Genomic DNA, 2,663 nt, shown 5'->3' on the forward strand with positions numbered 1-2,663 from the left:
TCTGCTCCCGGTGAAGCATAACCGCCTGATTAAAGTGGTCCGGCACAGGCTGCCCTTGTTCCACAAACCACTGCTGAATCGGTGTCAGCAACACGGCTCCGCTGACCTCTTCCTGATCAGCTAATTGGGTATCCGGCACACGCAGGTGCATAGCTAGCTCAGCAACCTCAGGGTACTTAAACAAGTCTTTGATATCTAGCTTGTATCCTGCCTGCAGCAGGCGTGAGGACACCTGAATCGCCTTGATCGAGTCCCCGCCCCGATCAAAAAATTGATCCGTCAGTCCGACAGGACCGCCGCCCAGTACAGCCTCCCACACACGAGCCAGTGCCTGCTCCTCTGCTGTCCGCGGAGCCCTATATTCCTGCGTGGAATGGGAAATCTGTTCCGGTGCCGGCAATGCCTTACGGTCGATTTTGCCGTTGGGTGTGAGCGGCATTTGCTCCATCTGAACAAAGTACGAGGGAACCATATAATTCGGGAGTTCCTCACTCAGCTGCTTGCGAAGCTCACTCCCCATCACTTCCCGTTCTGCCACGTAGTAGGCAACTAGTTCGTGTTGGTTTTGGCTGGTCGCATGTGCCAGTACGATGACCTCTTGGATACGATCTATTTTCAGCATAGCCGATTCGACCTCGCCCAGCTCAATTCGGTAGCCGCGAATTTTAACTTGTTGATCCATCCGTCCAGCGTATTCCAATGTACCGTCTTCACGCCAGCGAACAAGATCTCCCGTGCAGTATAAGCGATCTCCGTCCACCCACGGGTTGGCAAGAAATCTCTCTGCCGTCAATTCAGGACGGTTTAGGTAACCGCGTGCGACTCCGTCTCCGCCAACAACCAGCTCACCCCATGCTCCAATCGGCTGCAGATTAAACACCGAATCGACCACATACGCCGTCGAATTTCGGATAGGACGCCCGATCGGCACAGAATCAAGCTGTTCTTCCTTAATATGATAAGCCGTCGAAAAAGTAGTATTTTCCGTTGGTCCATAGCCGTTAATGATATTCATATCCGGATTATCACGCAGTACCCGGTTAATATGCGGTGCAGACAGCACGTCGCCTCCGACCAGCAAATACTTCACATCTCCGAACAATTTACTGTCCTGCTGCGAAAGCTGATTAAATAACGGTGTAGTCAGCCACATCATGGTGATGCGATGATCCCATATGGTCTTCTTGAGCTTAGCTGCGTCCAAAAGATCATCCTTATGCACGAGTACAAGCTGACCACCGTTCAGTAGCGCCCCCCAAATTTCAAACGTAGACACATCAAATACAAACGCGCAAGTCTGCAACATTCGAATCGATTCATCGAACGGCACATAATCCGTATTACGCACCAAGCGCACGACACTTTGATGCTCAACAACGACACCCTTAGGCTTACCTGTTGAGCCTGAGGTATAAATGACATAAGCAGCATGATTACCCGCTCCATCTATACCCAGATTGGAAGCATCTGCACTGTAGGACGTATCCTCATTCAGATTGACAATCTGTCCGTCAAAATAGCAACGTTCCAGTAAATCTTGTTGAGCCAGCAGCAGTTTGGCTCCCGAGTCCTCTAGCATATAGCGAATACGGTCTTCCGGATACTGAGGATCTATCGGCACATATGCGCCTCCAGCCTTCAAAATAGCCAACGTTCCGCTAATCATATCCAGCGAACGCTCCGTTAGAATGCCGACAGGCTCATCGGCCTTCACTCCAGCAGTCTGTAGCGTATGCGCTAATCGGTTAGCCTTCTCATTGAGTTCCCGATAGGTCAACGTTTGATGGCCCAAAGCGACGGCCACGTGATCTGGCGTGCGTTCAGCCTGCTCTTCAAATAGCTTGTGGATTGTCTGATTGCGCGGATATACAGAAGCTGTGTCGTTAAACTCGCCTGTAATCTGTTGTCTTTCCGCCGTTGTCACCAATTCCAGCTCTTCTACGCAAACATGCGGGTTGAACGAAATTTGCTCCAGCAGACGAGCAAAATGTCCATGCAGACGCTCAATGCCGGTTTGATCAAAGCTCAATGCGTTATACATAAAACGAATCTTGATGCCATCTCCCGGCATCACGACGACGTTCAGATCGTAGTTGGTTTGCTCTGTGGCCACCACGTTCGAAATCGTGAATGATTCCTGCCCATCACTTCCCAGCTGTTCTACCTGCTGCTCCACCGGATAATTTTCGAATATCATAATGTGCTTGATTAAATCCTGCTTCTGCTCAGTCAGTGCCTGAATTTCATATAGCGGGAATGTGTCATAGGCATTGGCGGAAAGCGCCTGCCTCTGAGTTTGCTTCATTAACTCAGTAAATGCAGTTGCCGGTCCACCTTGAATACGGACTGGGATGGTATTAATGAAAAGTCCGATCATTTGCTCTACTCCCGCAATGTCCGCTGGACGTCCCGACACCACACTACCGAAAACGACATCCTCTGTACGGTTATACTTTTGCAGCAAAACACCCCAGGCTGTTTGCATCAGCGTATTTATCGTCACTTGTTCTTGCTTTGCCAACTGCTGAAGTTCCGCCGTCAGGTCTATATCTAAATCAAACTCCAAATATTCGGCCTCATATTCCTTCGTCTTCCCTGTTTTGGCCTGGGGCAAGACCGTCGTCTCCTCATAGCCTCGCAGGTAACCGCTCCAATACTCCGTT

At 50.2% G+C, this 2,663-nt stretch carries 1 pseudogene; it reads right to left on the reverse strand.

The features are described from left to right. Positions 1 to 2,602, reverse strand: a pseudogene (locus tag QD47_RS29275) (non-ribosomal peptide synthetase); the annotation flags it as partial. Positions 2,603 to 2,663 lie beyond the last annotated feature (61 nt).

Source organism: Paenibacillus terrae (assembly GCF_000943545.1).
In the GTDB taxonomy this organism is placed as follows: Bacteria; Bacillota; Bacilli; order Paenibacillales; family Paenibacillaceae; genus Paenibacillus; species Paenibacillus terrae_A.